Origin of the sequence: Alcaligenes ammonioxydans, from assembly GCF_019343455.1 — a bacterium.
In the GTDB taxonomy this organism is placed as follows: Bacteria; Pseudomonadota; Gammaproteobacteria; order Burkholderiales; family Burkholderiaceae_B; genus Alcaligenes; species Alcaligenes ammonioxydans.
The window spans coordinates 3106191-3131473 of the sequence record NZ_CP049362.1 but is presented as its reverse complement, the minus strand read 5'-3'; the positions used below and the strand labels follow the sequence as shown (position 1 = coordinate 3131473).

22 protein-coding genes and 1 tRNA gene are annotated in these 25283 nt (G+C 56.8%); 16 read left to right on the top strand and 7 right to left on the bottom strand.

The annotated features are described in order from the left end of the window. The first annotated feature begins 359 nt into the window (after positions 1-359). Positions 360-2831, top strand: a complete 2472-nt coding sequence (locus FE795_RS14320; protein ID WP_219235099.1) for a bifunctional acetate--CoA ligase family protein/GNAT family N-acetyltransferase — start codon at positions 360-362, stop codon at positions 2829-2831. 184 nt (positions 2832-3015) lie between these two features. Then, positions 3016-5094 (top strand): CocE/NonD family hydrolase, encoded by a 2079-nt coding sequence (locus FE795_RS14315; protein WP_230406205.1) that lies wholly within the window; start codon positions 3016-3018, stop codon positions 5092-5094. 61 nt (positions 5095-5155) lie between these two features. Here FE795_RS14315 and FE795_RS14310 read toward each other — a convergent pair whose 3' ends face one another. Next, a complete protein-coding gene (locus FE795_RS14310) occupies positions 5156-5824 on the bottom strand; it encodes an alpha/beta hydrolase (RefSeq protein WP_003801843.1) in 669 nt (222 codons plus the stop codon). Then, the gene (gene yjgA, locus FE795_RS14305; RefSeq protein ID WP_003801841.1) at positions 5821-6375 is read right to left on the bottom strand and encodes a ribosome biogenesis factor YjgA; all 555 of its coding nucleotides are present in this window, start codon (positions 6373-6375) and stop codon (positions 5821-5823) included. Before yjgA ends, FE795_RS14310 begins: the two co-directional genes overlap by 4 nt. Before the next feature lie 67 nt (positions 6376-6442). Between yjgA and pmbA the strand changes: the two genes are divergently transcribed. The 7 genes from pmbA to erpA all read left to right on the top strand — a co-directional run bounded on the left by pmbA (position 6443) and on the right by erpA (position 12927). Then, positions 6443-7810, top strand: a complete 1368-nt coding sequence (pmbA, locus tag FE795_RS14300) for a metalloprotease PmbA (protein ID WP_003801840.1) — start codon at positions 6443-6445, stop codon at positions 7808-7810. Positions 7811-8073: 263 nt separating this feature from the next. Beyond that, positions 8074-9177 (top strand): TRAP transporter substrate-binding protein, encoded by a 1104-nt coding sequence (locus FE795_RS14295; RefSeq protein WP_003801838.1) that lies wholly within the window; start codon positions 8074-8076, stop codon positions 9175-9177. Positions 9178-9650: 473 nt separating this feature from the next. Next, entirely contained in the window at positions 9651-10079 is a 429-nt protein-coding gene (rplM, locus tag FE795_RS14290; RefSeq protein WP_003801836.1) for a 50S ribosomal protein L13, read from the top strand. A 9-nt stretch (positions 10080-10088) separates the two neighbouring features. Then, positions 10089-10481 carry a 30S ribosomal protein S9 gene (gene rpsI, locus FE795_RS14285; protein ID WP_003801832.1) on the top strand — a complete coding sequence of 131 codons (393 nt, stop codon included), beginning with the start codon at positions 10089-10091 and terminating at the stop codon, positions 10479-10481. Positions 10482-10640: 159 nt separating this feature from the next. After that, positions 10641-11705, top strand: coding sequence for an N-acetyl-gamma-glutamyl-phosphate reductase (gene argC / locus FE795_RS14280; RefSeq protein WP_131070905.1), 1065 nt, complete (start codon positions 10641-10643; stop codon positions 11703-11705). A gap of 35 nt (positions 11706-11740) precedes the next feature. Next, positions 11741-12478, top strand: coding sequence for a DUF6776 family protein (locus FE795_RS14275; RefSeq protein WP_003801828.1), 738 nt, complete (start codon positions 11741-11743; stop codon positions 12476-12478). 80 nt (positions 12479-12558) lie between these two features. Beyond that, positions 12559-12927: an iron-sulfur cluster insertion protein ErpA gene (gene erpA, locus FE795_RS14270; RefSeq protein WP_003801826.1), complete on the top strand. Its 369-nt coding sequence runs from the start codon at positions 12559-12561 to the stop codon at positions 12925-12927. A gap of 364 nt (positions 12928-13291) precedes the next feature. Here the strand turns inward: erpA and FE795_RS14265 are convergent, their stop codons facing one another. Beyond that, the gene (locus tag FE795_RS14265; RefSeq protein WP_131070904.1) at positions 13292-14389 is read right to left on the bottom strand and encodes an anhydro-N-acetylmuramic acid kinase; all 1098 of its coding nucleotides are present in this window, start codon (positions 14387-14389) and stop codon (positions 13292-13294) included. Between the two features lie 5 nt (positions 14390-14394). Next, positions 14395-15762, bottom strand: a complete 1368-nt coding sequence (locus tag FE795_RS14260) for a M23 family metallopeptidase (RefSeq protein WP_219235096.1) — start codon at positions 15760-15762, stop codon at positions 14395-14397. Between the two features lie 242 nt (positions 15763-16004). Here FE795_RS14260 and tyrS point away from each other — a divergent pair, with 242 nt between their 5' ends. From tyrS to FE795_RS14225, 7 genes are all read left to right on the top strand, one after another. Next, a complete protein-coding gene (gene tyrS / locus FE795_RS14255; protein WP_003801820.1) occupies positions 16005-17231 on the top strand; it encodes a tyrosine--tRNA ligase in 1227 nt (408 codons plus the stop codon). Positions 17232-17250: 19 nt separating this feature from the next. Next, a complete protein-coding gene (locus FE795_RS14250) occupies positions 17251-17886 on the top strand; it encodes a YbhB/YbcL family Raf kinase inhibitor-like protein (RefSeq protein ID WP_003801818.1) in 636 nt (211 codons plus the stop codon). Between the two features lie 185 nt (positions 17887-18071). Beyond that, a complete protein-coding gene (gene glyA / locus FE795_RS14245; RefSeq protein WP_003801816.1) occupies positions 18072-19322 on the top strand; it encodes a serine hydroxymethyltransferase in 1251 nt (416 codons plus the stop codon). 36 nt (positions 19323-19358) lie between these two features. Further along, entirely contained in the window at positions 19359-19820 is a 462-nt protein-coding gene (gene nrdR, locus FE795_RS14240) for a transcriptional regulator NrdR (RefSeq protein WP_003801815.1), read from the top strand. Positions 19821-19825: 5 nt separating this feature from the next. Beyond that, positions 19826-20974 carry a bifunctional diaminohydroxyphosphoribosylaminopyrimidine deaminase/5-amino-6-(5-phosphoribosylamino)uracil reductase RibD gene (gene ribD / locus FE795_RS14235; RefSeq protein ID WP_003801810.1) on the top strand — a complete coding sequence of 383 codons (1149 nt, stop codon included), beginning with the start codon at positions 19826-19828 and terminating at the stop codon, positions 20972-20974. Positions 20975-21232: 258 nt separating this feature from the next. After that, positions 21233-21323, top strand: a tRNA-Ser gene (locus tag FE795_RS14230). 689 nt (positions 21324-22012) lie between these two features. Further along, complete coding sequence (locus FE795_RS14225; protein WP_003801808.1) at positions 22013-22675, top strand: hypothetical protein; 663 nt, start codon at positions 22013-22015, stop codon at positions 22673-22675. A gap of 159 nt (positions 22676-22834) precedes the next feature. Here FE795_RS14225 and arsH read toward each other — a convergent pair whose 3' ends face one another. From arsH to FE795_RS14210, 3 genes are read right to left on the bottom strand one after another with little or no spacing between them, the layout of a single operon-like run. Then, a complete protein-coding gene (gene arsH / locus FE795_RS14220; protein WP_059318268.1) occupies positions 22835-23569 on the bottom strand; it encodes an arsenical resistance protein ArsH in 735 nt (244 codons plus the stop codon). Beyond that, complete coding sequence (gene arsC, locus FE795_RS14215; RefSeq protein WP_003801804.1) at positions 23544-23969, bottom strand: arsenate reductase (glutaredoxin); 426 nt, start codon at positions 23967-23969, stop codon at positions 23544-23546. The genes arsH and arsC overlap by 26 nt, the downstream gene beginning before the upstream one ends. A gap of 22 nt (positions 23970-23991) precedes the next feature. Beyond that, complete coding sequence (locus FE795_RS14210) at positions 23992-25281, bottom strand: arsenic transporter (protein ID WP_003801802.1); 1290 nt, start codon at positions 25279-25281, stop codon at positions 23992-23994. Positions 25282-25283 lie beyond the last annotated feature (2 nt).

Sequence of the window (25283 nt, the reverse complement as noted above, 5' to 3'; positions counted from 1 at the left end):
TCAGCAGTCAAACCCGCGGGTTATGTCTGTCTGGTGGGCTTGGGCAGCATCGTTCTTCGACTGCCGTCGTTGGACATAATGTGTTTTTTCCTGTCAGAGAGAACGAAAGGTCCCGCTTTCCGAACGACTGTTATTTTACGTGCTGCAAGCCGCTTTGCGACTGGCTTTGCGAGGTTTTTGCCCAGGCATTGGCGTATGAATCCTATACGAAAGTATATAAATAGCTCGTAGAGGAAAAAAAACGGATGTATGACACAAAACAGATATCGCCAGTCCGGTCTCTTTTATTTGTAGACAGCTGTGCTTAAGATGAGGGAATTGTTTATTTTGGTGTGTGGTCTTCTTATGGCGGAACAATCATGGCAGCCTTAAGGCATCGTCTGACAGCATTGTTTGAGCCCCGTTCGGTATTGGTCGTATCCACATTACCCTTGCCGCTTATCAAGGATGTGCCGGGGCGGCTGGTGGGCCGCATTACCCAGGCCCGTATTACGGCGACCCAGGTTATCGTGCCCGACCGGCTTGAAGGGCTGACAGGTACACAGCGCCTGGATCTGGCGCTGGTCTGTATCGAGCCGGTGCGCTTGCCGCAGGCGCTGGATGCGATTCGCGTCCACAAGCCCCGAGTGGTGCTGCTCTTGCCCTCGAATCTGGCCTCCCGCGATCCCATGGAAGACATGGTGTATGCCCGATCCTGGGCGCGCATCAATAATTGCCTGGTGCTGGGGCCGCGCGCGTTTGGAATACAGCGGCCGCATCTGGGCATCAATTTGAGTCATGAGCCACAAATGGCGCTGGCGGGCCGGGTGGCTCTGGTGTCCCAGTCACGCTCGATTACCTCGGCCTTGATGGACTGGGCTGAAGATGTCAGCCTGGGCTTTTCTGCCATTGTGTCCGTCGGGGACGAGGCCGTGATCGACGTGCCTGAAGTGCTGGAGTATCTGGCCATGGACCCACGCACGGACAGCATCGCCTTGTATCTGGAGCACACACCGGCCTCGCGTCGTTTTACCAGCGCTTTACATGCGGTGGCGGCGGTCAAGCCAGTGGTGGTCTTGAAAGTTGGCGCCCAGCGTCAGCAGGGTGAGGCGCACGAGGCCGTGTTCAATGCCTTGATGCGGCGTGTGGGGGCGGTACGCATACGTTATTTTGTGCAGCTGTTCTCGGCCCTGAAAGTGCTGGTTTACACCCGTCGCCCCAAAGGGCGGCGCATTGCCCTGTTCTCTAACGGCAATGGGGCTGCGCAGATGGCCCTGGATGTGTTAGGGGCGGATGCTGCAGTGACGTGCCCGGAACTGGCACCCTCGACCCAGCGAGCCCTGGATAACCTCCTGGCTCCTGGTGATCAGGTTCAGAACCCGGTGGTGACCTATGTGCCATTGACGCCCATGCGCATCGATTCGGTTATTTCCACCTTGCTCGATGACAAGGATATCGACGGCGTCCTGGTCTTGCTCACGCCCGATCCGCTGGCCGACATGCCGGCCGTATCCCGCGAGCTGGCCATGTTGTCGGCCAGTGCGCGCAAACCCATCATCACTTGCCTGATTGGGGACGCGGATATGCGCCCCTTGCGTCATTTGCTCGATGGCGTGGGCACGCCTGCTTTCCGTACCCCGGATACGGCTGCCAACGCCTTTGACCTGCTGGCTCGTTATCACTACAACCAGCATTTGTCACAGCAAACCCTGCCGCCTTTGCCGCTGGGCACTTTGCCAGAGGTGGAGCCTGCCCGTGAGCTGGTACGGCAGATTCAAAGTGAGCGCCGTGAAGCCAGCGAGCAGGAGTGCCGTGATCTGCTGCGTTATTTCCATGTTCCCGTGATTGATCTGCGGGTGACCCACGATCAAGGCGAGCCCGACCCGGATGTGCCGTTGATGGGGATTCGCTTTGAGACCGATGACAAGCTCGGCCCTTATGCCGTTTTTGGCGCAGCCGATCATGCCGATTGGCTTTCATCGTCTTATCCCGCGGTCGAATTGCCTCCGCTGAACCGGTATCTGGCGCGCCAGCTGGTCGAACGTAGCCCCCTTTGGCGCAAGAGCCTGTCCTCGCAACTGACGCCTTTGGTCCTGACGCAGCTTTTGCAGGTCCTGGAACGCTTGTCGGACTTGATGAGCGAGCTGCCCGGCGTGCGCCGGGTTGTGCTCGATCCCATCATGGCGGGCGAGAACAGCCTGTATATCAAGAGCATCTCAATCTCGCTGAGCAGGCAGTCCATGCTGGTGCTGCCCGAGACGGCGGGCTACCGCCACATGGCGATTCATCCTTATCCGCGTCACATGATCGAGCGGCGCCAGTTCAAGGATGGACAGCGCTGGACCTTGCGGCCTATCCGTCCGGAAGATGCCGAGGCCCTGCAGACGTTCATGCGGGGCTTGTCGGATGAAAGCCGCTACATGCGTTTCGTGTCCATGCTGCGTGAGCTGACCCCACGGATGCTGTCGCGCTACACCCGTATCGACTACGACCGGGAGCTGGCGCTGATTGCAACCGTGCGTTCCCCCAATCCGGACAATCGTAACCATCCCCGTGACGAAATCATTGGCTTTGCCCACTATTTGCGTAACGGTGATGGACGGGGGGCGGAGTATGCGCTGGTCATTGGGGACGCCTGGCAGCGTCGCGGCCTGGGTGTGACCCTGATGGAGGCGTTGATTCAGGCCGCCGCCGAACAGGGCCTGACGTACATTGATGGTTATGTGCTGGCCTCCAATACGCCCATGCAGGCCCTGATGAAGCGGTTGGGCTTCCAGAACGACGCAGACCCGGAAGATCCCAGCATGCGTCGGGTCTGGCTGGATCTGGGTGAGACGCGTCGTTCGGACTAGGCACAGGCATGCCGCTCCTCGTTTAACGGGAAATACCCGTTTAATTGTCCCCTTGATGTCCCGATTCACTCAACGGTGACGGGTCTATGATGCGCTGGTGCTGGCAGCCAGTACGCATGGTGCGGGCTGCTGTCATCTGCATGGAGGATGCCCGCCAACGATGGCATCCCATACCGGGGACATAATGATGCGATTGATGCTGGCTGCCTGGCAGCGATGGATGCTTGGTTTGCTCTTGGTGCTTGGCCTGCTGGGCTGCTCGGGGCAAACAGGGATGACACCAGAGAACAACCATTACGAGTTTTCCATGGAGAACGACTTCCTGGAAATGCGAGATGGCGTACGTTTGGCAGTGACTTATTACCGGCCACTGGCCCGCTCTCCGGATGAGAGCTTTCCGGTCATCCTGGAGATGCTGCCGTATCGCAAGGACGATTTCTTCGCCTTGGGCGACTACGATTACGGCTCCTACTTTGCGAAACGCGGTTATGTGCTGGCCCGGGTCGATGTGCGTGGCACGGGAGGCAGCACCGGGCCGGTTCCTGTCAGCGAATATTCCGCCGCCGAGATTGCCGATGCCCAGGAGCTGATTGATCAGCTCTCCCGCAAGCCCTGGTCCAACGGCAAGGTGGGCATGTACGGCCTGTCCTGGAGCGCATTCAACTCTTTAATGACGGCCCACAGAAAACCGCCGGCGCTCAAGGCGATTATTGCGGCCCATGGTTCGACCGATCTGTTCTACAACGATGTCCACTATATTGACGGCGCCTTGCATATCGACTCGTATGCGCACCAGATCGATACCGATAATGCCATGCCGCAAAGTCCGGATTACCGGATTGACGAGGCCTACTTCAAGAACCGCTTTGATCGTGAACCCTGGATTTTTACCTGGTTACGTCAACAACAGGATGGCGAGTTCTGGCGCGCGCAGTCTCTGGCCTTCAAGCAACAACCTTTGGAGGTCCCGGCCTATTTGATTGGGGGGCTGCTCGATGGCTATCGCGATTTTGCACTGGATGTCAGCCGTACCTCCACGGCGCCCGTCATTGTGGAAATGGGGCCCTGGAACCATGCCTGGCCGGAATACGGCGTACCGGGCCCCAACTATGAATGGCGCCAGAAGGCATTGCGCTGGTGGGATTACTGGCTCAAGGGCATTGACACCGGGATCTTGCAGGAACCCGCTCGCATGGCTTTCATGCGTACCGGTCATGCGCCCGCTACCGATCTGAAAACCGTACCTGGTTATTGGCGTTGCGATGCACAGTGGCCGGTGCAAGGGGCCATTACTGAACGTCGGTATCCTCAAGCAGGGCAAGGGCTGTCGCCTGCGCCCGCCGCATCCGGCCTGGCCCAGACCTTGCGTTACAAGGCGGGGGCAGGGCTGGCTGGCGGCGGCTGGTGGGGCGAGCAGACCGGGGATATGGCGGCCGATGATATGCACAGTCTGGTCTATGATTCCGCGCCTTTGACAGAGGCTATGGAAATTATGGGCATGCCCCAGGTGCGCCTGAAAGTGGCAGCCGATGCACCCTTCTACCAATGGAGCGTGCGCCTGGAGGATGTGGCCCCGGACGGGCGCGTTTCACTGGTCAGCGGAGCGGTCATTAATCCTTCGCAGCGGTTTTCGCGCTTGGAGCCTCAAGCCCTGGTGCCGGGAGAACCCACTATCTTGAATACCGCCATTCACTTTACAACGTGGCGCTTCAAACCTGGTCACCGTATCCGCTTTGCAGTGAGTAATGCACAGTTCCCCATGATCTGGCCTAGTCCGACGCCGGGGGCGACCAGTCTGTTTACGGGTGTGGATACCTGGGTGGATTTGCCGGTTGTGCCCCTGCGTGACCAAGGGTCCCAGGCCTGCCGGATGTCACCGCCCCAGGCCAGCGAAGCGGCTCCGTTCGGACGTGTGATTGATTCGGATGGCCCTGTCTTTAGCAGTACCCGTGATGAGGAGACGGGGGATTCGAGTTTTACCGCCAGCAATGAACTCAGTTGGGTCCTGCATGACAATCTGTACCGTTCCCAGGAGCGCTACCGCTGGGAGGTCAATGACGCCCGCCCTGCCCAGGCGCGTTATCAGGGCGAGCGGCGCAACCTCTTTACCATCGAGGGACGGGAGATTGATTTGTTGGCGCGTGCCAGGATCGAGTCCGATGAGTCTTATTTTTATCTCACTTTCACGCGGGAACTGAAAGAGGACGGCATGTTGGTTCGTGAGAAAACCTGGCAGGAGCGAATTGCCCGGATGTATCAGTAATCAGCAAAGGCTGAAAAAAACACCGCTGCAATTGCAGCGGTGTTTTTGTTCCATGGTCCTGTTAGCGCAGGACTTGTCTGAGGAATCCGCCGATGGCGCTGATTTCTTCCGGACAGACTGCGTGGGGCATGGGGTAGACATTCCATTGCACCTGATAGCCCATTGCCTCGAGCTGCTGGCGGCTGGCTTCAGCACGGCTGAGGGGGACGACCGGGTCCATGCTGCCGTGCGCCATGAAAATGGGGGTATTCTGGTTGGCGGGATGACGCTCGGCTTCGACGGCATGGGCCAAAGGCAGGTAGCCCGACAGACAGAGCATGCCCGCCAGACGCTCGGGCAAGCGCAGGCCTGTTTGCAAGGTCATGGCGCAGCCTTGGGAAAAGCCGGCCAGCACAATATTTTCGGTGGGGATACCACGGGCGTTTTCACGGGCGATCAGGTTCTGCACTTCGATCTGTGACTGACGCAGACCACTTTCGTCCTCGCGGCGCACCAGATCCGCCACATAAATGTCGTACCAGGAACGCATGGCCATGCCACCGTTGATGGTGACAGGCTGGATGGGGGCATGCGGGAAAATGAAACGAATGGCCGGAGCGTCTTGCAGGCCCAGCTCGGGCACGATAGGGGCAAAATCATGGCCGTCGGCGCCTAAACCGTGCAGCCAGATAATGGCATGCTGGGGGTTGGCACCGGTTTCAATCTCAATCGACTCAAGCAGAGGGTTCATGCGGACTCCGAAAGATCTACCAAGGTCTTGATGTACTGGTACAGGGCACGGTAGTGTTTGCGCTGCGGGTCCTGGCCTTGTGCCAGTGTGGAATTTTTCTCCGCTTCTTTGCGTGCGGCACGAATCAGGGTGCGCAATTGCTGGATGTCGGCCCCGGAAAACTCATTCATGAATTCGGTCAAAGCGTCGTCATCACGCAACAACAGGTCGCGCAAAGCCTCCAGCCTGTGCATGGCACGGGTTTCTTCTTTGGAGCCATTTTCCCAGACATCCAGTTGTTTCAGGATCGGCTCAGGGTCCACATTGCGCATGAGCTTGCCCACATAGTGGATCTGGCGGCGCCGTCCTTCCCGCGCCGTTGGGCTGATGCGTTTGGCATCCTTGATGGCGGCCAGTAAGGGCTCGCCCAGATCTAACTGTTTGAGTCTGTCGTCCGAGAGCTCAATCAGGCGTTTGCCCAGATCGAGCAGAGCGTGCATCTCGCGTTTTACCTGCGATTTGCTGGGACGGTCGTAACCGTTTTCATCGATTTCAGTGCGTGGACGGGCCATAAGAAGTGAAATAGCAAAGATTGTCGCCAATTGGCTATGATAACCGCCTAACCCTCAAAGAGTAGCAATGAGTCATCCAACTATTTCTCAATTGTCGATCAGTGCCAATCAGTTCCAGTTTTGTGAATTGGTGGACGAGGCGCTGCGGCATGCCAAAAAACTGGGCGCCAGTGATGCTGCCGTCGATATCTCCGAAAACAAGGGCCTGGCGGTCTCCGTGCGTCAGCTGGAACTGGAGACGGTAGAGCAGACGCAAGACCGCTCCTTGGGTGTGACCGTGTTTGCGGGCCAGCGCAGCGGCTCGGCCTCCACCTCCGATTTTTCCGTCAAGGCGCTGCGTGAGACGGTGGAGGCGGCCTGGCATATTGCCCGCTATACCGCTGAAGATCCCTTTGCCGGTTTACCTGAAGCAGACATGCTGGCGCAGCAGTATCCCGACCTGCATTTGCACCATCCCTGGCTGCTGGATGCTGATCAGGCTGCCCGACTGGCTATCCGCGCCGAGCAGGCCGCGCTGGAACTGAGCCCTCTGATCAGCAATTCGGAAGGCGCCTCGGTCGATACGCTGGAAGGACATTTTGTGATGGGCAACAGCCGCGGCTTTCTGGGCGGCTACCCCTACAGCCGTCATTCGCTCAGTGTCAGCCCTATTGCTGGCAAGGGTGACAATATGCACCGCGATTACTGGTACAGCAGCTCGCGCGATCCATCCCGTCTGGCCAGTCCCGAATCGGTCGGGCGTTACGCGGCCGAGCGTACCTTGTCGCGCCTGTCGGCGCGCCGTATTCCTACGGGTCGCTACCCAGTCCTGTTCGAGGCTCCGCTGGCTGTGGGCCTGATCGGCTCTCTGGTGCAGGCCACCAGCGGGTCGGCCCTGTATCGCAAAACCAGTTTTCTGCTCGATTCGCTGGGCAAGACCGTCATGGCCAAGCACATTGATGTGCTGGAGCGCCCGCATCTGGCAGCTGCCATGGGTAGTGCGCCGTTTGATTCGGAAGGCGTGCTCACGGCGGACCGCGACGTGGTGCGTGCTGGCGAGCTGAAAGGCTACTTTTTGTCGTCGTACGCGGGTCGCAAGCTGGGTATGCCGTCCACGGGTAATGCCGGTGGTTCACACAACCTGCTGCTTAGCTCGCGGCTCACCCGCCCTGAGGATGATCTGGATGCCATGCTCAAGAAGATGGACCGCGGCCTGCTGGTGACCGAGCTGATCGGTCAGGGAGTCAATTACCTGACAGGTGATTATTCGCGGGGCGCGTTTGGTTACTGGGTGGAAAATGGCCGTATTCAGCATGCGGTGGAGGAAGTGACCATTGCCGGTAATCTGGCTGAGATGTTTGCCCAGATCGTGGCTGTGGGGGCGGACACCTTTGCCGCCGGCTCCAAGCGCACGGGCTCGATTTTGATCGAACAGATGTCGGTAGCCGGCGCCTGATCTGTTTGCCGTGCCAGTGCCTGGTCTGTCCTTAACGGTGCCGCAAGCCGCCAGACCGGCGAGGACGCGGTTTCCCTATGAGGGTTGGGGGGCGTTTTTGATGAAAGTGCCTGCCCAATGTGCCAGATCAAGGAGCCGACGATCAAAGCCCCGATTTGCGGGATAATCCGGGCTTTCGCAGCCCCCCATTCGGGTCGCGCCAGTGTACTATCCCTAGCATAAAAATATTTCCCGGTTATTGAATCCCCACAAGGAGCTTATTCATGCAGCGTCGCTCGTTTCTGAAAAAGGCAGGTCTTGGTGCGGTCGCCAGTACTGCCGCTATTGCTGCCCCTGCTATTGCCCAGAGCAATCCCAAGGTTAATTGGAAGCTGACATCGACATACGGCCCCGCCACCCCGGCGCTGTTTTCGACCGCTCAGGCGTTTTGCAAGATGGTGGAAGAGGCCTCGGATGGCAACTTCAATATCCGTTTGTACCCGGCCGGTGAAATCGTTCCCGGTTTTGGTGTGATGGATGCGGTCAGCAACGGCACCGTTGAGTGTGGTCAGACAGCTTCGTATTACTACTACGGCAAAGATCCATCGTTCAGCTTTGATACGGCAGTGCCATTTGGGCTGAACGCGCGTCAGATGAATGCCTGGATGCAGGAAGGCAACGGGACGAAACTGCTGCGAGAGTTATTCGCGACCCGTAACATCATCAACTTTTCCTTCGGGAATACCGGCACCCAGATGGGCGGCTGGTACCGTAAGGAAATCAATTCTCTGGAAGACCTGAAAGGTCTGAAGATGCGTACGGCCGGTTTTGCCGGTGAAGTGCTGGCCCGTATGGGTGTGGTGCCTCAGCAAGTGCCGCCGGGCGATATCTACCCATCGCTGGAAAAAGGCACGCTGGATGCCGTGGAATTCGTCGGTCCCGTGGATGACGAAAAGCTGGGCTTTCAGAAAGTGGCCAAATACTACTACTACCCCGGTTGGTGGGAAGGTTCGGCGCAAGTGTCGCTGTACGTTAACGACGCCGCTTTCCAGGCACTGCCAAAGCAATACCAGTCGCTGATTGAAATTGCGTCGCGTGCTGCCGGCGAGCGCATGCTGTGCCAGTACGACGCGCAAAGCCCAGGCGCCTTGCGTCGTCTGATCGCCAGCGGCGCCATTTTGAAAGCCTTCCCGCGTGATGTGATGGATGAGTCCTTCAAAACAGCCAATATCGTGTACAAGGAATTCTGCGACAAGGACCCCATGTTCAAGAAGATTCACGACGATTACATGGGTTTCCGCGATGCGCTTGTGCCTTGGTTCCGCGTGGCCGAAGGCTCCTACGACAACTACCTGGGCATTGCTTTGGCAAACCAGAAAAAAGGCTGATCCCAGTATCTGAGTCCGGGCAGAGCACTCTGTTCGGGCTTGGCAGGTCCAGCTTGTTCACCCCTGTTTCCCGGTTGGAAGCAGGGGTTTTTTTATTGGCTGGTGCTCTGGGGCAGGGGGTGGGTCTGATCAGTGGACCTAAAGGTAGGGAGGCTTTTTGGAAGGCGCCGCAAGAGAGTGTTGCGTTGAGGTGGAAAAATACTCGCAGCCTTGCTGGAGCGTGCGCAGAGATGAAACCCGTGCTTTCTTTTTATGAAGCGCGGCCTGGGTGTGGCAAAAAATCGGTGCTTTCGTACAAAAACCTCGTGTTTTCCACTATTTATGTTATTATGGCGAGCTATTTGGCAGAAATGCACGGGCGGAATATAACGTCTTGGCAGGGTCAAATAGAGCTGCCTTGCTTGAAAAAGCGGGTGGACTGTAGGGGTTAGGCATGTTGCCTTGACCCGAAATTTTAATATTTAGGAACCATCATGAAGACCTTCGTGGCCAAGCCGCTTGAAGTCAAACGTGACTGGTTTGTGATTGACGCTAAAGGCAAAGTCCTTGGTCGTGTGGCCAGCGAAGTCGCACGCCGCTTGCGTGGTAAGCACAAACCCGAATATACCCCTCACGTTGATACCGGCGATTACATCATTATCATCAACGCTGCTGACATTGCCGTAACCGGTAACAAGGCACAGGATAAGAAGTACTATCGTCACTCGAACTACCCAGGCGGTATTTACGAAACCAACTTCCAAACCATGCAAGAGCGCTTCCCAGGCCGTGCCATCGAAAAGGCCGTCAAGGGTATGTTGCCAAAGGGCCCTCTGGGCTACGCCATGGCCAAGAAACTGAAGGTTTACGCTGGTGCCGAGCATCCTCATAGTGCTCAACAGCCTAAAACTCTGGACATCTAAGGATAGGTCATGATCGGTAACTGGAATTACGGTACGGGCCGTCGCAAGACCTCCGTCGCTCGTGTCTTCATCAAGAAAGGTTCGGGCCAAATCGTGGTCAACGGCAAGCCTGTTGACGAATACTTTGCTCGCGAAACGGGTCGCATGATTGTGCGTCAGCCTCTGGTGCTGACCAACCATGTTGAATCCTTCGACATCAAGATCAACGTGCATGGCGGTGGCGAAAGCGGCCAGGCCGGTGCTGCCCGTCACGGCATCACCCGCGCTCTGATCGACTACGACGAAACACTGAAGACGGCTCTGAAACAAGCTGGCCTGGTGACTCGTGATGCTCGTGAAGTTGAGCGTAAGAAAGTCGGTCTGCACAAAGCACGTCGCCGCAAACAGTTCAGCAAGCGTTAATTCGCCTCGCGACCTGTTTATGGTGCTCAAAAACCCCGGACCTGTCCGGGGTTTTTGTTTGCTGGCTACATTTGTCCTGCTTTACCGGGTCTGCTGCTTGAGAACAGGCAGGACTACGTTAAGATAGAATTTTTGCTTGTCTCTCTTTCAGGAAAGTTCATGGCTACACATAGCGATACCCGGATCAAGGTAGGGATTGTCGGCGGTACAGGTTACACCGGGGTCGAGTTGCTGCGTCTGTTAAGTCAGCACCCTCAGGTGGAACTGGTCGCCATCACCTCGCGCAAAGAGGATGGCGTGCCGGTTTCGGATATGTATCCGAACTTGCGTGGCCATGTGGATCTGAAATTCTCTACTCCTGAAAATGCCAATCTGGAACAGTGCGACGTGGTGTTCTTTGCCACTCCCCACGGTGTTGCCATGAGCCAGGTCGAGCGTTTGCTGGCTGCAGGCGTGCGTGTGATCGACCTAGCAGCGGACTTTCGTCTGCAAGATACGGACGTGTTCCAGAAGTGGTACAAGATGGAACACAGCTGCCCCGATATTTTGAGCCAATCGGTGTATGGTTTGCCCGAGCTGCTGCGCGACAAGATCTCTCACGCCAAGGTGATCGGTAACCCCGGCTGCTATCCCACTACGGTTCTGCTGGGCTTGGCTCCCTTGCTGGGAGGTGGCAAGGCGCTGGTTGATACTCAGCACCTGATTGCCGATTGCAAATCCGGTGTGTCCGGTGCTGGCAAAGGGGCTTCGGTTCCCAATCTGTTTGCGGAAGCCAGCGACAACTTCAAGGCCTATGGCGTGTCGGGTCACCGTCACCATCCGGAGATTGTGGAGCAGTTGCAGCGTTTGGCCGGCGGCCCGGTTGGTCTGACCTTCGTGCCCCACCTGGTGCCCATGATTCGCGGCATGTTTTCCACGATCTATGCCCGCATCAAGCCTGAGGCGATGGACACTGACTTCCAGGCCCTGTATGAGCAGCGCTACGCGCAGGAAGCGTTTGTGGATGTGTTGCCGGCTGGTACCCTGCCTGAAACCCGTTCGGTGCGCGCTTCCAACCAGCTGCGTATTTCCGTGCAGCGGCCCGGTAACGGCGATCAGCTGATTATTCTGGTGGTGCAGGATAATCTGGTGAAGGGTGCTTCCGGTCAAGCCGTGCAGAATATGAATATCCTGTTCGGCCTGCCAGAACAAACTGGCCTGAATCACGTTGCCATTCTGCCTTAAGGGGAACTTGGTCTTGGTGAGCAGGTCAAATATCCATGACTGAATCACCACAAACCACGACTCAGACTGCCGCTCCTTCCCGTGCGCGGGGTGGAGCGTCTGTCATTGCACTGGCGGTATTGGCGGGTATGTTATTGGGTGGCGGTGGCCTATGGCTATACCGCAGCCTGACCCAGCCTGCAGACCAGTCTGAACAAATTCAGTTGGCGATGCAGAATCTGGCACGTAGTCAGCAATCCCTGCAGCAGATTCAAAGCGAATTTGAGGTGCTGCGCGGGCAGTTGGTGTTGGAGGAGAGCACACGCAAGGGGCTGGAAAAATCCTTGCTGTCCACTCAGACCGAACTGGCGCAAACACGCGAACAGCTGGCTTTTTACGAACAGTTGCTGCCCCCTGGCCCCAGTGGTTCCATTACGGTTCGTGCCCTGGAGGTCAGTAAGAGGGGAGATCTGCTGGAGTATAAAGTCCTGTTGCAACGTAACGCCCCGGAAGGAAAGCCATTTTCTGGTCGCCTGCAGTTTCAGCTGACCGGGCGGCAAGACGGAAAAAACGTTAAAATCGATTTAACACCCAGTTCCGGGCCAGATTCGGGGCTGGCAGAGTCGTCTGTAGAACAGACAGATCCTTTGATCTTAAACTTTAACCAGTTTCAGCGCGCTATGGGTTGGCTGGCGTTGCCGCCAGGCTTTGAGCCCACCGCCTTGACGCTGAATGTTCTGGAAGGAAGCGTTATCCGCGCTTCTCGCCAGGAAAAAATCGCCCAGCCAGACTAATCACCTTACCCGCGGGTGGTCATGTGCAAGGCGATCACATGATAATTATTCATGCCGGCGGGGGCCGGCAGGAGAACCACATGAGCACTCTTACCGAATCCGTTGATCTGCAAGCCCCTCCTTCCCCTCTGATCTTTACCGATTCAGCGGTTGAGAAGGTCCGTGAGCTCCTGATTGAAGAAGGCAGCCCCGAACTGAAGCTGCGCGTCTTCGTGCAAGGTGGTGGCTGTTCCGGCTTCCAGTACGGCTTCACTTTTGACGAACTGGTTAACGACGACGACACCATTATTGATAAAGACGGCGTACAACTGCTGGTTGACGCCATGAGCTTCCAGTACCTGGTGGGCGCAGAGATTGATTACAAAGACGATCTGGACGGTGCTCAGTTCGTTATCCGTAATCCTAATGCGACAACGACCTGCGGCTGCGGCTCTTCCTTCACGATGTAAGAAGGTGGCGTCAGCGCTGGTCGTTCAGCGCTGATCGGCTTTAGCAGGATTTATACACAAACACCCCAGACTCTGAATGCAGGGTCTGGGGTGTTTTAGTTGTGCGCGTGAGCATATCGTGTTTGATGAATCTGCGCATTTCCGGGCTCTGTAGCAGGAGCAGGCGAGGTGGATAGTTCCGTGAATGAGGGGAGCGCGGGCGGGAGAACGGGCTTGAGGCTTGGGATGCTTGAAGTTGGGATGGCTGAGTGCCTGTCATTTGTTTGTCAGGGTTCCATCTTGCGGGGCTGTGCCTGATCAGATGCTTCAGGGCACTAGCGTTATCGGATTGCCTCTTGTGTCAGGGGCGGGGTGCCAGCGTTTGTCAGGCCGGATAGCAAGCGCCGAGTACGGTTGCGTGACGTGCTCCGGTTACGGCAGGCAGCCCCGCAGGAATACGTTCAACATGCGCATAAGCCAGCCAGGCAAAGGCCAGGGCTTCAATGGACTGCGGGTCCATGCCCAGTTCGGCGCTTGAGCGGATGGGCATGATGAGTTGATCGCCCAGGCGTTTCAGCAAGGCCGGATTGGCCGCGCCGCCGCCACATACAATCAATTCCTGCACCTGAGCGGCGTAAGGCTGGATAGCTTGCGCAATGGTATGCACCGTCAGATCCATCAGGGTGGATTGCACGATGGCCGCTGAAAGCCCACTATTGGGATCAACCAGATCCAGATGCTTTTGCAGCCAAACCAAATTGAACAGATCACGGCCCGTGGATTTAGGGGCGGGCAGCGCAAGCCAGGGTTCGCTTAACAGGCTGGCAAGCAGGGCAGGATCAGACGTCGCGCTATTGGCCCATTGACCGTCCTTGTCATAAGGCTGGCCTTGATGTTTGTTCACCCAGGCATCCAGGAGCATGTTCGCCGGGCCGGTATCAAAGCCAAACACCTCACGCCCCGGCAGTAGCAGGGAAATATTGGCAATCCCGCCCAGATTCAGAATGACGCGGCCGTGCTCGTGACGGAAAAGCGCCTCATGGACGATAGGCACCAAGGGTGCCCCTTGGCCGCCCGCGGCAATATCCCGGCTGCGAAAGTCTGCAATCACATCTATGCCGCAGCGCTCGGCCAGCAGGGCAGGGGCGTTCAGTTGCAGGGTGTAGCCCTGGTCAGGTGCATGGCGGATGGTTTGGCCGTGTACGCCAATCGCGCGGATCAGCTCTTTTTCTGCGCCTTGGGTCCAGGGCAGGCACGCCTGGGCGTAGAGTTCGGTCAGTTGCACAGCGGCAATGCTGGCACGCGCTAGCTCATTGTGTCCCGGGTGTTGCAAAGCCAGCAGCTCGGCTCGCAAAGCGGCCGGCATGGGCAGGCTGCGGGTTTGGTGTATCTGTGCCCCCTGTGTGCCGAAGGAAGCCAGCACGGCATCCACACCGTCCATGCTGGTCCCGGACATGAGTCCGATATACAGGGGGGCTGACATGGGGCTTAACGGCTGGCCAATTGCACGGGCTCAGCGTCCGTATGCAGCAAAGCGAAGCTGTCCTGATAGGAGGCCAGGGTTTGCTGGAACTGCTTGCGTTGGGGGGCATCCAGAACACGCGCGACAGGCAGATCTACCGACAAAGGATCAACGGCTTTTTGCGCAATACGGAATTCGTAGTGCAGGTGCGGGCCCGTTGCCCAGCCCGTCGACCCCACATAGCCGATCAGTTGACCCTGTTCGACACGATCGCCTTTGCGCAGCCCGGCCGCAAAGCGGCTTTGATGAGCGTACAGCGTGGTGAACTGGCCGTGGTGCTTGAGAATGATGGTGTTGCCATAGCCATTTTGACGGCCAATGAACTCAACGGTGCCATCGGCTGTGGCATGAATGGGCGTACCCGATGGGGCCGCGTAGTCCACACCGTTGTGGTCACGCCAGCCGCCATGTACGGGATGGCGACGACCGCCAAATGTGGAGCTGATGCGGGTGAATTTCAGGGCGGTGCGCAGGAAAGCGCCTTTAAGGCTTTGGCCGCTGAAATCGTAGTAGCCGCCGCTGCCGTTTTCGGGCTGGAACCAGGCCGCTTCATGAACTTTGCCCTGATTGATGAACTCCACTGCCAGCAGGCGACCCGAACCTACGTCCTGCCCTTCATGGCCGTAGGATTCGTAGACCACGCGGAAGCTGTCGCCTTTGCGCAGGTCTTTCAGAAAGTCAATCTTGCTGCCCATGACATCGGCCATTTGCAGCGTGATGTTGTCGGGGATGCCGGCTTGGTCGCTGGCGCCAAACAGCGAGCTGTTGATGGTGGCCTGGGCGACACGTACCCGGGTCTGGGTCTGGTCGCTTTGCTCCTCAGCGACAAAACCGCCTTGCCCGTCGGGCCGAACTTCCAGCCAACGGGCCTGGCCCTGACCGGATTGCTCGGAATACGGGGTGTGGCGGTAGCGCAGCCATTGCAAATTACCATTGGCATCCAGCGCTGCCTGCACGGTACGACCCGGATAGAGCTTGTAGATTGAGCGCGCCTGCTTGTCGTGAGTCAGAAACTGCAGTAAACCCTCTTCGCTCACCTGCATGCGCTGCAGCAGGGCGGACAGGGTATCGCCACGGCGAATGCGGGTTTCCGTGACGTAGGCTTGTTGATCCTGGGCTTGCAATACCGTCAGATCCGACGGCAGGGTCAAGGCAGTGCGGGCTTGGTAAATCTGGGGCTCGGGGCTGCTGGGCATCACCACGGCCAGCGCGCCGGCGGCGACAAAGGAACCCAGGGCCAGCGTGACCAAACCAGTGCGGATAATGAGGGCTCGGGCGAACCGAGGCTGGTGGATGTTAAGGTGGGAGGAGGAGCGTTTCCCTTTGCTGAACATAAAACCAGAACCTTGTTGGACGTACGGTTTACCGTCCACCCGGTTTGCAGGCGGAGGTCAGTTGTACTGGGCGGACAGAACATTCCAGCCCTGGCGATCTGACCTGCGCGGGAATGATAAAATAGGGTGGTTTACGAAACCTTGCTCATTAATTAAGCACGTCTCGCAATAGCAGGCTATCCTAGCGCATTAGGCTTAATTTTTCGAGCATTTTTACTCATTAGTTTGTCACCAGATTTGTTATGTCATCCCCCTCAGAGCCCCTTTCTCCAGAAGTCCTGGCTGATTTAGCCATCGTCAAACGCGGCTGCGACGAATTGCTCGTCGAATCCGAGTTTGCCCGCAAACTGGCGCGCAGCCATGCAACAGGACAGCCGCTGCGGATCAAGCTGGGTCTGGACCCCACGGCTCCTGACATTCACCTGGGGCACACCGTGGTGCTGAACAAGATGCGCCAGTTGCAGGATCTGGGGCATACCGTTATTTTCCTGATTGGCGATTTCACCTCCACCATTGGCGATCCCAGTGGGCGCAACACCACCCGCCCGCCTTTGACGCCCGAGCAGGTCATTGCCAACGCCAAGACTTATTACGATCAGGCCGCGCTGGTTCTGGACCCTGCCCGCACCGAAGTTCGCTATAACTCGGAATGGTGCGACAAGCTCGGCTCACGTGGCATGATTCAATTGGCTTCCCGTTATACCGTGGCACGCATGATGGAGCGGGACGACTTCACCAAACGCTTTAAGGCCAATCAGCCTATTTCGGTACACGAGTTTTTGTACCCCTTGTTGCAAGGCTACGATTCGGTTCAATTGAAAGCCGATGTGGAATTGGGCGGTACCGACCAGAAATTCAATTTGTTGGTGGGACGTGAATTGCAAAAAGAATATGGGCAGGAGCAGCAATGCATTCTGACCATGCCTTTGCTGGTGGGTTTGGACGGCGTGGAAAAAATGTCCAAATCCAAAGGCAATTACATTGGTATTAGTGAAACGCCGGACTCGATGTTCGGCAAATTGATGTCCATCTCCGATACCTTGATGTGGCGTTATTTCGAGCTCTTGTCGTTCCGTAGTCTGGAAGACATTGCCGGCCTGCAAAAGCAGATCGACCAGGGCCGGAACCCGCGCGAGGTCAAAGTGGAGCTGGCACAGGAGATCGTCACGCGTTTCCACAGCGCCCAGGCTGCGGCCCAGGCACTGGAAACATTTGATGCCCGTTTCCGTCGGGGCGAAATGCCCGAGGACATGCCCGAGGTTACGGTGGCCGGTGAGCTGGCCTTGTTGCGCGTGTTGCGTGAAGCAGGTCTGGTCGCCTCCAGCAGCGAGGCCCAGCGCAATGTGGAGCAGGGCGGCGTACGCATCAATGGTGAGCGTGTGGACGATAAGGGTTTGCAACTGGAGCCGGGCAGCTATGTGCTGCAAGTAGGCAAGCGCAAGTTTGCGCGGGTCACCTTGACCGGCTGATTGATTGTGGAGGTCTGCAATGAAACTGCGTAGTGATTCTTTTCAAGATCAGGGCATCATTCCCGAGCGTCTGGCTTTTTGCCGATACGACGCACAGTCGAGAGTTGCATTGGCTGGTAATGCCAATCCGCATCTGGAATGGTCCGATGTTCCCGAGCAGACCCAATCCTTTGTGGTTATTTGCCACGACCCCGATGTCCCCAGTAAACCGGACGATGTGAACCAGGATGGGCGCGAGGTGCCGGCGGATCTGCCACGGGTGGATTTCTTTCATTGGGTGTTGATCAACATCTCCCCCCAATTGCGAAGTCTGGCCGAAGGTTCGTACTCCAAGGGTATTACGCCACGCGGTAAAGCCGGCCCTTTGGCGCTGGATGATACGCGCCAGGGTGTGAATGACTTTACCAACTGGTTTGCCAGCGATCGCGACATGAACGGTGATTACTTTGGCTACGATGGCCCGTGTCCGCCGTGGAACGACGCCTTGCCACACCGTTATGTCTTTACGGTCTACGCGCTGGACATTGCCGAGCTGCCTCTGGAGGGGCGCTTTAACGGCCAGGATGTACTGCGTGCCATGGAAGGACACATTCTGGCTCGTGCGACCTTGACAGGTCTGTACACCCTGAATCCCCGTTTGATTCAGCAATCCTGATTCCCCGGGGCGGACTATTTGAGTTTTATTCATATTCTCTTGAGTCCGCCCGTTGCCGCCTAACGTTATTTCCGCATTTTATGGGGTTTCTGCCACCGGAGATGTTTGTCTCGGTGGTTTGATGCGCTTCCGCGCTAAAATGTTGCTTTCTTAGTTTGCTACCTACTTTATCCTTAGGAACCCTCATGTTTGACCGTTCTGCGACTCTTGACAAAGTTGATCCCGATCTTTGGGCTGCGATTCAAAGCGAAGATGTGCGCCAGGAGCAGCACATCGAGCTGATTGCCTCGGAAAACTACACCAGCCCTGCCGTGATGCAAGCCCAGGGCACACAACTGACCAATAAATACGCGGAAGGTTACCCTGGCAAACGCTACTACGGCGGTTGTGAGTTCGTGGACGTGGTCGAGCAATTGGCTATTGATCGTTTGAAAGAACTGTTTGGCGCCGAGGCCGCCAACGTCCAGCCCAACTCCGGCTCGCAAGCCAACCAGGGCGTGTACATGGCTGTGCTCAAGCCCGGTGACACTGTGCTGGGTATGAGCCTGGCCGAAGGCGGTCACCTGACCCACGGTTCCCCGGTGAATGCCTCGGGCAAGCTGTACAACTTTGTGTCCTACGGTCTGGACGCCAACGAAGAGCTGGACTACGAGGAACTGGAGCGCTTGGCCAAAGAGCACAAGCCCAAACTGATCGTGGGTGGTGCTTCGGCTTATTCCCTGCGCATTGATTTTGAACGCATGGCGCGCATTGCGCATGAGAACGGTGCCCTGCTCATGGTGGACATCGCTCACTATGCCGGTCTGGTTGCAGGCGGGGTGTACCCCAACCCCGTGCCTCACGCTGACTTCGTGACTTCGACGACGCACAAGTCGCTGCGTGGCCCTCGTGGCGGCGTGATCATGATGAAGGCTGAGCACGAGAAAGCCATCAACTCGGCGATCTTCCCCGGCATTCAAGGCGGCCCCCTGATCCACGTCATTGCGGGTAAAGCCGTGGCGTTCAAGGAAGCGCTGGCCCCCGAGTTCAAGACTTACGCTGCTCAAGTCGTGAAAAACGCCGACGTACTGGCTCGCACCCTGGTCGAGCGCGGTCTGCGCATCGTCTCTGGCCGTACCGAAAGCCACGTCATGCTGGTGGACCTGCGTCCCAAAGGTATTACCGGTAAAGTGGCTGAGGAGGCCCTGGGCAAGGCGCACATCACCGTCAACAAGAACGCCATTCCGAACGACCCTGAGAAGCCCTTTGTCACCAGCGGTGTGCGTCTGGGTACGCCTGCCATGACTACGCGCGGCTTTAAAGAAGCCGAGGCGGAATTGACGGCACATCTGATTGCTGATGTACTTGACAACCCTCACGACGAAGCCGTTTTGGCAGATGTTCGTCGCCGTGTACACGAGCTGACTGCCAAGTTGCCCGTCTACTCCTCCAAGTAATCCAGCCGGAGCGGGCCGCAAGGCCCGCGATTCTGAATGAAGTGTCCGTTCTGCCACCATGCCGATACCCAGGTGATCGATTCCCGAATCACCGAAGAAGGCGACGCCATACGGCGACGTCGTAAATGCTCGGCCTGTGAACGGCGCTTCACAACTTACGAGCGTGCTGAACTGAGCTTGCCCGTTGTGGCCAAGCGCAATGGCACCCGTATGGATTTTGACCCCGCCCGCTTGCGGGCGAGCATGGGCGTTGCGTTGCGCAAACGCTCCATCCCCATGGCGCAAGTCGATGCTGCCGTGCAGCGCATCGAAGAAAAACTTCAACTGACTGGCGAGCGTGAAGTCTCCTCGGAGACTATCGGTGAACTGGTCATGGCCGAACTCAAGCAGTTGGATCAGGTGGCGTATGTGCGTTTTGCCTCGGTCTACAAGAGTTTTAAGGACATCCGCGAGTTTGTAGAGGCGATCGACGAAATGAACGATCCCGACCGCGGCTAAGGCTTATGGTCGAACAAGAAGACGTCGTCTGGATGCGGCAGGCTCTGAAGCTGGCCGAGCAATCCCTTTATATCAGTGCCCCCAATCCCCGAGTCGCCTGTCTGATTGTGCGCGACGGCCAGTTGTTGGCTTCAGGCTCCACACAGCAGGCTGGTGGACCTCATGCAGAAGTGATGGCGTTGCGACAGGCGGCAGAGCGAGGCGTGAACGTGGCCGGCGCGACGTTTTATGTCACCCTGGAGCCTTGCAGCCATCATGGGCGTACGCCTCCTTGTGCGGATGCGCTGGTCAAGGCGGGAGCTGGGCGCGTGGTCTTTTCCATGTACGACCCTAACCCTTTGGTGGCAGGCAACGGCGTCTCACGCTTGCGTCAGGCGGGCATCTCTGTGGATGGCCCTGTGTGCGTCGAGCAGGCGCTGGCGATCAACGCCGGATTTTTTGCTCGTATGACACGCGCACGCCCCTGGTTATGGATGAAGATGGCCGCCTCACTGGATGGTCGCAGTGCCTTGCCGGATGGGCGATCTCAATGGATTACCGGACCGCAGGCCCGTGATGATGGTCACCACTGGCGCGCTCGCAGTTGCGTTGTCTTGACCGGCATCGGTACGGTGAACGCGGATAATCCCTTGATGAATGTGCGGGCGGTTTCCACTCCCCGGCCGCCTATCAAAGCCGTGCTCGACACCCATTTGCGCCTTGACCCCAAGGCTGCCTTGCTGGATGGCACCTTGTGTTGGGTATTCAGCCATCGTCGCGATCCCGAGCGTGAGGCTGAGTTGGCAGACCGCAATGCTCAGGTTATTCCCATGCCTTTGCACGAGGGCCAGGTGGATGTGTGTGCCATTCTGGATTGGATGGCCGAACAACAGATTAATGAAGTTCATGCAGAGGCGGGAGCACGACTTTCGGGGGCATTGATTGATGCTGGCGTGGTAGACCAACTGCTGATGTATCTGGCCCCTAAAATTTTGGGGCAGGGCCGCGGTGTGGCGGACATTACGGCTTTGTCGGGCCTGGAGGATGTCGAACCTTTCGAGTTCACCGACGTGCGTCTGCTGGGGGCTGACCTGCGTATTCTTGCTCGTCAGCGTGATCACTGGGATGCTTTGTTGCGTGCGGTGGGCGGGGCTTATCCTCCCGATTCGGAATAAGCCGTTTCCCCCCTAAGTCGGTGTGCTCAGGCGTATGAGCAAGAAGCCGATGAAAGCGGGGCGACAGACTCAAGTGCCTGTATCGCTCGCTCAATAGCGTCACTTTGCCTGGGCCTTGAGCGTGAGCCACCTCTCCAGTACGGCCTTGCCAACAATTCGTCCAAGAAAAAATTGAATGCTTGCGTTACAAGGACAAGTGCTGCTATTATTATGGACTTGGCATTAGCAGCTTCACATTGCTTGGCCAAAGAATAATTAGGACAGGTGGCCGAGTGGTTGAAGGCGCACGCCTGGAAAGCGTGTATACGTTTATAGCGTATCGGGGGTTCGAATCCCCCTCTGTCCGCCAAGAATTAGATCTGAAAACCCGCCCAGCGCATCGCTCGGCGGGTTTTTTATTGTCTGTAGGGTTTGAAACGGGACCTAGTCTTGCATTCACGGGCTTGAAAGGGGTGGGGGGCGGGGCGTTGGGAGTGCCCGTCTGTCTGATGCGCTGATAAACAGGTAGCCGGAAGGGTGAAGCTGCTGCTCTTTTTGCATTTGTTTTGCTGACATAGGCAAACGGTTTTGCTCTGATTTTTTTCTGATGCTTATGGCCCGACAGGCGTGGTGGGATTGCGAGGCCTTGCAGCAAAGCGATCAGACCACGTTCAAGTCACGGGGTTTTGACGTTAATTATGTAGAAATATTATTAATTTTTTTTGCTGCTGCTTTGTGATTATTTTTGTTTTCCATTCAATGTGTTTTGTTGATGGGTTTTCACATTTTTGGATTTATAAAAGAGCCCAAACAACGGTATAGTGTCGTCTTTGCGGATACGCCGTATCCGGTACCGCTTGATCTGTGCGATGAGCATTATTTAGCCGTCTATCTGTATGGTTTTTTTGAATTTTTAAAATTAAAAGTCTATAGACTATTCAGAGCTCTCTTCATGTTTATCGCTTATCCTGCTTTCGGATTGTTGACTGGTACGTTTCATTTCTAACACTGATCTTGGTTTTTAAGAATTGGGGTTCAGCCCAATTAAGGACTCTACTTATGTCGCATTATTTTAAAGCTCTTGCCATCTCTAGCGTCATCGGTATGCTGGCAACCGGGGCACAGGCCGCAACGGTGAAGGAAGTGTTCAATGGGGAAATGCTGGGTACGAATCAGCGGTACTTTGAATCGATTGCCGGGATACCGCGCCAGTCTTATGGAGACTCACATGTTTTCCGCGTGCAAGGGTGCGACATCACAGCCACCATCAACAATGGTGCAGTGGCTTCATTGAGTATGGAACTGGGCGGCCAATGCCAGGCCAATTTGGGCACATTTATCGGCGATTATGCGCCGCCGGCAGGGCAGACATTAACGCCGGGAGCCTTTGAAGAGTCTTCGGGCGGAGGCCTGAGCTATCTTGCCGATTGCCTGTCTCTCTGCGGCAATGCCGCTGATCCCTCGGTCTATGCTTTGTGGGAAGGGCCCCGGGCGGCGGGGTTTATGGAAGTGATGCTGGAGGTGGTTCTGGTAGACGGTGATGCGCTGGATGCGGCCAGCCTCTGGCAAGACCATATGACTAAAGCGGCGGGAGAGGATTTTGTCATGGACACACGCTTTAATTGTGACCGGCGCTTTGATGCTGAGGCGCATCAAGCATTTAAAGACGTCAAAGTGACTGCGGTAACGATAGGCCACGGCTTGAGCACGCCTGGCTGCTAAGGTCATTGCGACTATAAGCTGTGACTCTGGCCCTCGAAGCCGAATGGTTTCGAGGGCTTGGTTCATGACGTGAATCGCTCAGCCCTGTGTACCTTATCGTTAACAGGGCCAGGCAAGGCCGTGAAAAGCGAAATGGCGCTGTTCAGGCGGTGTCACCTTTTAAATGCTTCTTTGATTCACCCGCCTGGATAATTCCTGCGCCGTTTCCTTGCGTTCGCTGTACCTATCCACCAGATAAGCAGCGCAGTCGCGCGTCAGCAAGGTGAACTTCACCAATTCTTCCATCACATCCACCACCCGTTCATAGTAGGACGAGGGCTTCATGCGGCCTTCTTCGTCAAACTCCAAAAAGGCTTTGGCGACCGAAGACTGGTTGGGGATGGTGATCAGACGCATCCAGCGGCCCAACACCCGCATCTGGTTCAACGCATTAAATGACTGGGAGCCGCCCGATACTTGCATCAGCGCCAGTGTTTTGCCTTGAGTCGGGCGAATCGCGCCAATACTTAACGGTATCCAGTCAATTTGTGCTTTCAGGACGCTAGTCATGGCGCCGTGTCGTTCGGGCGAGGTCCAGACCATGCCTTCAGCCCACTGCACTAACTGACGCAGCTCCTGTACTTTGGGGTGGTCATCTGTCGCGCCCTCAGGCAGGGGCAGGCCCTGTGGGTCGAAAACCCTGGTTTCTGCTCCCATTGCTTCCAATAGTCGTGCGGCTTCCCAGGTCAAAAAGCGGCTGTAGGATCGTTCCCTCAAGGAACCGTACAACAGCAGGATGCGAGGTGGGTGGGTTGCACGATCCTTGGGCAGCAGTTCTGCCAGATCCGGGACTCTGAACGCTTGTTCGTCCAGATGGGCTAAGTCAGCTTTATTCAATTCTTTGTCCGTGTTCATCAATGATGGCTTGGCCGTCCTCTTTGCGAAAGGCTCCTTGTTGTGGTCGTGGAAGTATTTCCAGTACCTGTTCCGAAGGGCGGCACAAACGTGTGCCCCGTGGTGTGACGACAATGGGCCGGTTGATCAGAATGGGATGCTCCAGCATGAAGTCAATGAGTTGTTCATCAGTCCACGTAGGATCGCCTAAATGCAGTTCTTCATAGGGCGTTCCTTTCTGTCGCAGAATCTCGCGCACGCTCAGACCGCAATCTCGAATCAGTTGAATCAGGGTATCGCGCTCGGGCGGCGTTTTCAGATACTCGATGATGGTGGGTTCTTGTCCGCTATTGCGAATCAGGGCCAGTGTATTTCTGGAAGTGCCGCAAGCGGGGTTGTGATAGATGATGATGTCTGTCATGGCGTTGTTTCGTGTGAGCGGCTCAGGCGACGAGATCGAGGCGTAGTGCCAGAGCGGCAAGGGTAATCAGCAAGACGGGGGTAGTCAGAATGACCCCTACCTTGAAGTAATAGGCCCAACTGAGGGTGGTGCCTTTACGCGCCAGCACATGCAGCCATAAGAGGGTAGCCAGACTGCCTATCGGCGTGAACTTGGGGCCCAGGTCGCTGCCGATGACGTTGGCATATATCATGGCTTCTTTGACGGCGCCTTGGGCGCTGGAGGCGTCAATGGACAGGGCGGTGACCAGTACAGTGGGCATATTGTTCATGATTGAGGACAGGAAGGCGGATAGCATGCCGGTCCCCATCGCTGCGCCCCACACGCCAGCCTCAGCAAATTTGTCCAGCAATAAAGCCAGATAGTCTGTTAGCCCTGCATTGCGCAGCCCGTATACCACCAGATACATGCCCAGCGAGAACACGACAATTTGCCAGGGCGCGCCCTGCAGCACTTTTTTGGTGTTGATGGTCGTGCCGCGGGCGGCAACGGCCAGCAGGATGAGCGCACCGGTGGCGGCAATTGCACTAATGGGAATACCCAAGGGCTCCAGCGCAAAAAAACCGGTCAGCAGTAAAGCCAGGATGAGCCAGCCAGCCCTGAAAGTGGCGATGTCCTTGATGGCCTGCGAGGGTTGTCGTAATTGCTCCAGGTGATAGCGGACGGGGATGTCGCGCCGGAAATACAGTATCAGGACAATCAGGCTGCTCAGCACGGACACGAGATTGACGGGCGCCATGACCCAGGCATAGTCCGTGAAGCCCAGTTTGAAGTAGTCCGCAGAGACGATGTTCACCAGGTTGGAGACAACCAGCGGCAAACTGGCGGTGTCGGCGATAAAACCCGCTGCCATGACAAATGCCAGGGTGGCAGGGGCCGAGAAGCCCAATGCCAGCAACATGGCCATGACGATAGGCGTCAGTATCAGGGCTGCCCCATCATTGGCAAACAAGGCCGAAACCGCTGCGCCCAGAATCACGATAAAGGCAAAAAGCCGGCGTCCATTGCCAGCTCCCCAGCGTGCCACGTGAAGGGCGGCCCATTCAAAAAAGCCCGCCTCATCCAGCAACAGGCTGATGATGATAATGGCCACAAAGGTGGCAGTGGCGTTCCAGACAATATTCCAGACCAGGGCCAGATCTGTCCATTGCACTACCCCGAGCAACAAGGCCGCGGCAGCCCCCAGGGAGGCGCTCCAGCCTATACCCAGGCCTTTGGGTTGCCAGATGACAAGCGTCAAGGTGGTGATGAAAATCAGTATTGCAGCAAGCATGG

Coding starts and splice junctions, on each gene's coding strand:
- FE795_RS14320 (WP_219235099.1), top strand. CDS start 360: ATGGCAGCCTTAAGGCATCGTCTGACAGCATTGTTTGAGCCCCGTTCG.
- FE795_RS14315 (WP_230406205.1), top strand. CDS start 3,016: ATGATGCGATTGATGCTGGCTGCCTGGCAGCGATGGATGCTTGGTTTG.
- FE795_RS14310 (WP_003801843.1), bottom strand. CDS start 5,824: ATGAACCCTCTGCTTGAGTCGATTGAGATTGAAACCGGTGCCAACCCC.
- yjgA (WP_003801841.1), bottom strand. CDS start 6,375: ATGGCCCGTCCACGCACTGAAATCGATGAAAACGGTTACGACCGTCCC.
- pmbA (WP_003801840.1), top strand. CDS start 6,443: ATGAGTCATCCAACTATTTCTCAATTGTCGATCAGTGCCAATCAGTTC.
- FE795_RS14295 (WP_003801838.1), top strand. CDS start 8,074: ATGCAGCGTCGCTCGTTTCTGAAAAAGGCAGGTCTTGGTGCGGTCGCC.
- rplM (WP_003801836.1), top strand. CDS start 9,651: ATGAAGACCTTCGTGGCCAAGCCGCTTGAAGTCAAACGTGACTGGTTT.
- rpsI (WP_003801832.1), top strand. CDS start 10,089: ATGATCGGTAACTGGAATTACGGTACGGGCCGTCGCAAGACCTCCGTC.
- argC (WP_131070905.1), top strand. CDS start 10,641: ATGGCTACACATAGCGATACCCGGATCAAGGTAGGGATTGTCGGCGGT.
- FE795_RS14275 (WP_003801828.1), top strand. CDS start 11,741: ATGACTGAATCACCACAAACCACGACTCAGACTGCCGCTCCTTCCCGT.
- erpA (WP_003801826.1), top strand. CDS start 12,559: ATGAGCACTCTTACCGAATCCGTTGATCTGCAAGCCCCTCCTTCCCCT.
- FE795_RS14265 (WP_131070904.1), bottom strand. CDS start 14,389: ATGTCAGCCCCCCTGTATATCGGACTCATGTCCGGGACCAGCATGGAC.
- FE795_RS14260 (WP_219235096.1), bottom strand. CDS start 15,762: ATGTTCAGCAAAGGGAAACGCTCCTCCTCCCACCTTAACATCCACCAG.
- tyrS (WP_003801820.1), top strand. CDS start 16,005: ATGTCATCCCCCTCAGAGCCCCTTTCTCCAGAAGTCCTGGCTGATTTA.
- FE795_RS14250 (WP_003801818.1), top strand. CDS start 17,251: ATGAAACTGCGTAGTGATTCTTTTCAAGATCAGGGCATCATTCCCGAG.
- glyA (WP_003801816.1), top strand. CDS start 18,072: ATGTTTGACCGTTCTGCGACTCTTGACAAAGTTGATCCCGATCTTTGG.
- nrdR (WP_003801815.1), top strand. CDS start 19,359: ATGAAGTGTCCGTTCTGCCACCATGCCGATACCCAGGTGATCGATTCC.
- ribD (WP_003801810.1), top strand. CDS start 19,826: ATGGTCGAACAAGAAGACGTCGTCTGGATGCGGCAGGCTCTGAAGCTG.
- FE795_RS14225 (WP_003801808.1), top strand. CDS start 22,013: ATGTCGCATTATTTTAAAGCTCTTGCCATCTCTAGCGTCATCGGTATG.
- arsH (WP_059318268.1), bottom strand. CDS start 23,569: ATGAACACGGACAAAGAATTGAATAAAGCTGACTTAGCCCATCTGGAC.
- arsC (WP_003801804.1), bottom strand. CDS start 23,969: ATGACAGACATCATCATCTATCACAACCCCGCTTGCGGCACTTCCAGA.
- FE795_RS14210 (WP_003801802.1), bottom strand. CDS start 25,281: ATGCTTGCTGCAATACTGATTTTCATCACCACCTTGACGCTTGTCATC.